Below are 6,206 nucleotides of genomic sequence, written 5' to 3'. Positions count from 1 at the left end.
ATAGACACTAACTAGAGTTCACACGTCAGGAGTTAAAATGCCACGTTTTATTCAGATCTTGCAGCTCATCATTGCGGTGGTTGTTGGCGCTTTCGTTGGTTACGACCTAGTGCTTCATGGTATCAGTATCTTTCAAGAAAAATACGTCAACATGACTTGTGCATTATTTGTGTTGTTAGAAATTGCGCTATTTGTCATCTACAAATTGATCGAAGACGACTAACTTCAACCGATTTCGCTGATACACTAAGCCTCTGATTTTTATCAGAGGCTTTTTTGTTCATCTAGGATTAAGATTAAAAGCTCTATCCTAAGCGCGTTAGTACTTTAAAGAGATCGTGAATGAAGCACCTTACTAAAGAAGTGAATGACTTACTCAATCGCACCTTAGACTCTCATGTGCGTATTGCTGTTACTGGCCTGTCTCGAGCTGGGAAAACCGCATTTATCAGTTCGTTGGTTAATCAACTTCTCCACACTTCAACGCATCAAAATCTCCCTCTTTTTTCCGCGTCGCGCGAGCAACGCTTGGTGGGGGCTAAGCGCGAACCACAAACGAACATGCTAGTGCCTCGGTTTGCTTATGACGAGGCAATGCAGCATGTTCACTCAGAGCCTCCAATCTGGCCGGAAGCTACACGTGACGTGAGTGAAATTCGCTTAGCACTCAAGTATCGGCCGAATAAAAAGACCAAAAAACTGTTTAGTAGTACGTCTACTCTGCATATCGACATTATCGATTACCCAGGTGAGTGGTTGTTAGATTTACCACTGCTTGATATGGACTTTGCCGAGTGGTCGCAAAGCCAGTTTGATGCGCTTAAAGGTGAACGAGAAAGCTTGGCTCAACCTTGGCTAGAGGCATTGGAAAAACTCGATTTAACCGAAGATCTCGATGAAAAAAAGCTCGAAGAGATCGCCGCTTTGTATACTGAGTTTCTCCACATTTGTAAGGCTAAGGGGCTGCATTGGGTGCAACCGGGGCGATTTGTTCTTCCTGGGGATCTGGAGGGGGCGCCAGTACTGCAGTTCTTTCCTTGCCAGTTTGATGCCGAGAAAAAACCACATAAAGGCTCCAACTTAGCGATGCTAAAAGCGCGTTATCAGGAGTATCAGCAGAAAGTAGTGAAGGCGTTTTACAAGCGCCACTTCTCGACATTTGATCGCCAAATAGTGCTGGTGGATTGCCTACAACCGCTTAATGCTGGTTATGAATCTTTCCATGATATGCGCCACGCCCTCGAGCAAATTATGCACAGTTTCCGTTATGGCCGTAACAATATATTGAAGCGTTTGTTTGCACCGAGAATCGACAAGATTTTGTTTGCGGCGACTAAAGCCGATCACGTAACGCCAGAGCAGCACACCCACTTAGTGTCGCTGCTGCAGCAAATGGTACATCCAGCTTGGCAAACAGCGTCGTATGAAAACATTGAGATGACCTGTATGACTATGGCTTCTATTCAGGCGACTCAGGCAGGGTTCATAAATAAAGCTGAACAGTCTTATCCAGCGCTGCAAGGTGTGACTTTGGAAGAACAGGCGTTGACCGTGTTTCCCGGTGAAGTGCCAAAGAAACTACCTGCGCAAGATTATTGGGATACGCAAGGGTTTGAGTTTACCGCATTTAGGCCACAGCAGGGCATGCTCGATGAGCCTTTACCACATATAAGATTAGACAAGGCGTTGGAATACTTGATTGGAGATAAGCTGAAATGACCGAAGACGAGAAAACTCAGTTTAAGCGTAAACAAGTTTTTGATGACGCTTTTGAACAGCAAGTTAGCGAAGCAGAGCCAGAACTGACCGCAAAAATGCAATTTGAGCAGCAGGAGCAATTTGTTCCTGTAACTAAAGAGTATGAGGATGAAGAAACCAAAGCTGAAGCTCAGTTGCAGCAGGTGATTCGGCCAAAATCGGGTTCTAAATGGCTAGCGACAGGGCTCGTCGGGGCATTCGCTGGTCTAGTCGGTTGGCAGGCGATTGATAATGTCGTGACGGCGATACAAACTTCGGACTGGTTAGCATTAGGCTGGGCTGGGCTGATTGGCACAGTTTCATTATTGGGTGTGGGTGCGATTGGTAAGGAGCTATATAAGCTGCGTAAACTGCGTAACCACTTTAGTGTCCAAGAGCAGAGTGAAGGGCTGATCAATTCAGACAGTGTAGGCAAAGGGCAGGCGTTTTGTGAGTCCGTTGCTAAGCAGTCGGGTATTAAGCGTGAGTCGCCAAGTTTTGACCGTTGGATTAATAGCATCAATACCTCTCATAGTGATGCCGAAGTACTTGATATGTACGATGCTATGGTTGTGGCAGAGCAGGATAAAACTGCAACTAAAATTGTCTCTCAACACGCAACAGAGTCAGCGGCTTTGGTGGCGATAAGTCCGCTGGCGATAGCCGATATGATGCTGGTGGCTTGGCGTAACTTCAAGATGATCGATAACTTAGCCGACGTTTATGGCGTAGAGCTGGGCTACTGGTCGCGGATAAAACTGTTTAAAGCGACGCTAGTAAATATGGCCGCTGCCGGAGCAAGTGAACTGGCTGTTGATGCGAGCATGGATCTGATGTCGATGGACCTTGCTGGCAAAGTATCAGCACGAGCAGGGCAGGGACTTGGAGTCGGTATCCTGACTGCAAGGCTAGGTTTAAAGGCAATGGCTTTGTTACGTCCGATTCCGTGGCATAACGAAAGGCGAGTCAGACTAGGCGCGATACGCAAACAGATTGTTGAAAAAGTCGCCGCAATTACAATCAAATAGCGCGAATGTGAAGCAAGTAATACCGGATTGCTTGACGAGGATCTAGGCTTAAGGGAAACTACTGTCAACTTTTCGTGACACCTTACTTAGGAACTTATCCGTGCGTCTTGAAGTTATCTGTGAAGACCGACTTGGTCTAACTCGTGAATTACTCGATATTCTTGCTTCAAAAAACATCGATCTCAGAGGGATTGAAATCGATGTTTCGGGAATTATCTACTTAAACTGTCCTGATATTGATTTCGATACTTTTAGCGAGTTGATGACAGATATCCGTCGTATCTCTGGGGTAAAAGATGTTCGCAAGATTCAGTTTATGCCGATTGAGCGTCACAATAATGAGCTTATCTCTCTACTGAACAACCTTCCTGAACCCGTGCTGGCGATTGATTTGAAAGGCCATGTCGATATGGCCAACCATGCGGCACTATCACTGTTTGGTGGTGAAGAGAGTGAAGTAATAGGTCACTTAGCTTCTAATCTGATACCAACGCTCAACTTCACTAAGTGGGTTGAGGGCAATATTGCTCGCCAGCGTGAAGAGGTTGTCATCAACGGTCTCGATTACATGATGGAAATCATGCCTGTTTATATTTCTGACGAGTCGAATGAATCTATGCTGGCAAGTGCGGTATTGATTATCCGCTCAGCGCAAGAAAAACCACTGTTTGATGACTCCCTTCCATTGAATAACAACCTTGGTTTTGAGCATTTTGTTGGCCTGTCTAATCGCCATAAAGCTCTGATGAGTCAAGCGAAAAAGCTATCGATGTTAGATCAGCCGCTACTTATCCAAGGTGAGACTGGAACAGGTAAAGAGATGCTAGCTCGTGCTTGTCACAATCGCTCTCATCGCGCGTCCAATCCGTTTTTGGTGTTAAGTTGTGCATCAATGCCAGATGGCGTTGCAGAAACTGAACTGTTTGGTCATGCTCCAGGTTCGTTCAATCACGAGCAAGGCCATAAAGGTATTTTTGAACAGGCGAATGGCGGCACGGTATTCCTTGATGAAATTGGTGAAATGAGCCCTCATTTACAGATCAAGTTACTCCGCCTTTTACAAGACGGTACTTTCCGCCGAGTGGGTGAGGAAGACGAAATACACGTCGATGTAAGAGTTATTGCCTCGACTCGTCATCAACTGGCAGACCTTGCTGAGTCGGGTTCTTTCCGTGAAGACTTGTTCTACCGCTTGAATGTATTAACTCTGTTGATACCGCCACTGCGTGATCGCTCGAATGATATCGCCCCTTTGTTAGACTTGTTTGTCACTAAGTACGTTAAGCAACTGGGTATATCGAAACCGAATATTGACGAGACACTGATTGATCAATTAGTCAGCTATCAATGGCCGGGCAACATGCGCCAGCTAGAAAACATGGTCCTGCGAGCGTTGACTGAGCTTGAGTCTGATACCTTAACTGCGGATCTTTTCCATCTACCGCAGCTAGAAGCTTCGCCTGCCAATGCCCCAACTTTGAATTTAGATGGTTCGCTTGATGAGATAATGAAGGATTACGAGTCGCAGATATTGGAGCGTCTTTATCAATCTTTCCCATCCAGTCGAAAATTGGCTAAGCGTCTGAACGTTTCTCATACCTCAGTAGCAAATAAGTTACGTGAATACGGGATCAGAAAGAACTAAATGGAACGATTAAGTACACCTACCTCTGTGTATGAGGTAGATGAAGATATTGTGGTTCGTACTGCGGAGCCGACAGACGGTTACTTGATCTCTGAGTATTTTATTGCCAACCGAGAGCACTTGAAAGAGTGGGAACCCAAGCGAGAAGAGGGATTTTTCACTCTTGCCGGCTGGACGAGCAAGCTGATCAAACTCAATGAACTGCACCGAATGGGTTTAGGCTACTACTTGTTGATAATAGATAAAGAGACCAATCAAATGCTTGGTACCGTGTCGTTTAGTAGCATCACACGATTCCCATTTCATGCTTGTAATGTAGGTTACTCACTAGCTAAAGATGCGCAAGGGCGAGGTGTTATGACGCGTGCGCTGAGACTGGCTGTAAACTACATGTTCAATGTGCAGAACATTCACCGAGTTATGGCGAGCTACATGCCTCATAATCATCGTAGCGAAGCGGTATTGCAGCGGGTCGGCTTTATCAAAGAGGGCTTTGCCAAAGACTACTTGCTAATTAATGGCAAGTGGCAAGACCACAATCTAACCTCACTAACGAACCCTAACTGGAAGAGTGACTAAAAGCGCAATGCGCTAAGAGGAAATTTAATGTCATATCTAACTTTGGACGAATACCAAAGAAAATGGATTTTCACCCATCAGTCCATGCCTGTTCCGGAAGAGGACTTAGCCTACATCAAGCCGATGACTCAGGCGCGCGCCTCTCAGTTATGGAAAGAGAATATCAGTCCACAAAGCCCGGATGCAGAACGTTTAAGTTCGAGCGATTGGCCGATGAAAGAGTCAAACTGGCAGCAAAATGTTGATTGGATGGTCGCATGGGAAGCGGATGACGCGATCATGCCTCCAGAAGTCGAGCAGTTTATTGATTGGCAAGACGATGTAACCGTCTATTTTTGCTATGAAAAATATAACGTTATCGAGACTAAATGGTCGGTGTTTAAGAAGCACTGGAAGAACTTTTTGTTTTATGATGATGGTCCAATTTTGATTGGTCGTCGTCGCAAAGAAGCACTGTGGTTTGACACTCAAGGCACGGTTAAATTGGGCTACAGAAATTAACGGAAAGCTTGTGGGTTAGATTACTAGGTCGAGTCAGTGTTGCTTAATGTGATGTTTGTTCACTGAACTAAACTTGATCATTAATCTGATGAATATGATCTAAATAGATCGCTTAAGTAACAGAAAAGTAAAGCTTAATTCCTCACGAATAGTGTGACTTCTAGCCCAATATTTCGTCTATATTTTGCGACGTTTATGTAATTTGATATCATTGCTGAGACAAATGCTTCCAACGCGTTATTTTTTCATCAATCACAAGAAGTCTTAGGGAAAAGCAGTGGCTTTGAATGTATCCAAATTACGTGAAGATTTTTACGCTCAAATTAGTGCGGTCCAAGCTTATGCGCTACCGCAAACTAAGCCAACGCTCTCGTTGCTGACTGAAGAAGAGTTAAGAGAGCTTGAAGCGTGTTGGATTGCTCTTTCTGTATGGAAAAACCAACAAGATTAGATCGTTGATTGATATTGCTTGCTAATCAAACCTCGCAACTACGGCGAGGTTTTTTTGTTGCCTTAGCATTAAAGTGTTATATTATAACATTTATGATCTAATCATTGAAAAGCTGAGTAACAGTCCCCATAGTTAAAGTCAGAGCGGAGCATTTCATGAATGCAGCGACAGAAATAATAAAGAAAGATATTCAAGTGAGTAAAAATATGGCGGAAGTAAGAGCCAGAGTCGACTTCAAAGTAGGTGCAAAAAGTAACATAGATGC

Annotated in this window: 7 protein-coding genes and 1 pseudogene; all 8 read left to right on the top strand. The window is 44.6% G+C overall.

The window, feature by feature from the left end; all coding sequences use genetic code 11:
* Positions 1–37: 37 nt before the first annotated feature.
* Positions 38–223 carry a hypothetical protein gene (locus QTO00_RS12615; protein ID WP_331425120.1) on the top strand — a complete coding sequence of 62 codons (186 nt, stop codon included), beginning with the start codon at positions 38–40 and terminating at the stop codon, positions 221–223.
* A gap of 119 nt (positions 224–342) precedes the next feature.
* Positions 343–1,719 carry a YcjX family protein gene (locus QTO00_RS12610; RefSeq protein WP_331425119.1) on the top strand — a complete coding sequence of 459 codons (1,377 nt, stop codon included), beginning with the start codon at positions 343–345 and terminating at the stop codon, positions 1,717–1,719.
* The gene (locus QTO00_RS12605) at positions 1,716–2,765 is read left to right on the top strand and encodes a YcjF family protein (protein WP_331425118.1); all 1,050 of its coding nucleotides are present in this window, start codon (positions 1,716–1,718) and stop codon (positions 2,763–2,765) included. The genes QTO00_RS12610 and QTO00_RS12605 overlap by 4 nt, the downstream gene beginning before the upstream one ends.
* A 100-nt stretch (positions 2,766–2,865) precedes the next feature.
* Positions 2,866–4,410: a transcriptional regulator TyrR gene (gene tyrR, locus QTO00_RS12600; RefSeq protein ID WP_331425117.1), complete on the top strand. Its 1,545-nt coding sequence runs from the start codon at positions 2,866–2,868 to the stop codon at positions 4,408–4,410.
* Positions 4,411–4,989, top strand: a complete 579-nt coding sequence (rimJ, locus tag QTO00_RS12595) for a ribosomal protein S5-alanine N-acetyltransferase (protein ID WP_331425116.1) — start codon at positions 4,411–4,413, stop codon at positions 4,987–4,989.
* Between the two features lie 27 nt (positions 4,990–5,016).
* Entirely contained in the window at positions 5,017–5,490 is a 474-nt protein-coding gene (locus tag QTO00_RS12590; protein ID WP_331425115.1) for a DUF2947 domain-containing protein, read from the top strand.
* Between the two features lie 277 nt (positions 5,491–5,767).
* On the top strand, positions 5,768–5,941 hold the full coding sequence (locus tag QTO00_RS12585) for a hypothetical protein (RefSeq protein ID WP_331425114.1): 174 nt from the start codon (positions 5,768–5,770) through the stop codon (positions 5,939–5,941).
* A 155-nt stretch (positions 5,942–6,096) separates the two neighbouring features.
* Positions 6,097–6,206: pseudogene (locus QTO00_RS12580) on the top strand (GTP cyclohydrolase); the annotation flags it as partial.

It is taken from the genome of Vibrio sp. M260118, assembly GCF_036533755.1.
Classification (GTDB): domain Bacteria; phylum Pseudomonadota; class Gammaproteobacteria; order Enterobacterales; family Vibrionaceae; genus Vibrio.
Note: the sequence above shows the minus strand (reverse complement) of the source record. Positions and strands in the feature narration are given on the sequence as shown.

Coding starts and splice junctions, on each gene's coding strand:
- QTO00_RS12615 (WP_331425120.1), top strand. CDS start 38: ATGCCACGTTTTATTCAGATCTTGCAGCTCATCATTGCGGTGGTTGTT.
- QTO00_RS12610 (WP_331425119.1), top strand. CDS start 343: ATGAAGCACCTTACTAAAGAAGTGAATGACTTACTCAATCGCACCTTA.
- QTO00_RS12605 (WP_331425118.1), top strand. CDS start 1,716: ATGACCGAAGACGAGAAAACTCAGTTTAAGCGTAAACAAGTTTTTGAT.
- rimJ (WP_331425116.1), top strand. CDS start 4,411: ATGGAACGATTAAGTACACCTACCTCTGTGTATGAGGTAGATGAAGAT.
- QTO00_RS12590 (WP_331425115.1), top strand. CDS start 5,017: ATGTCATATCTAACTTTGGACGAATACCAAAGAAAATGGATTTTCACC.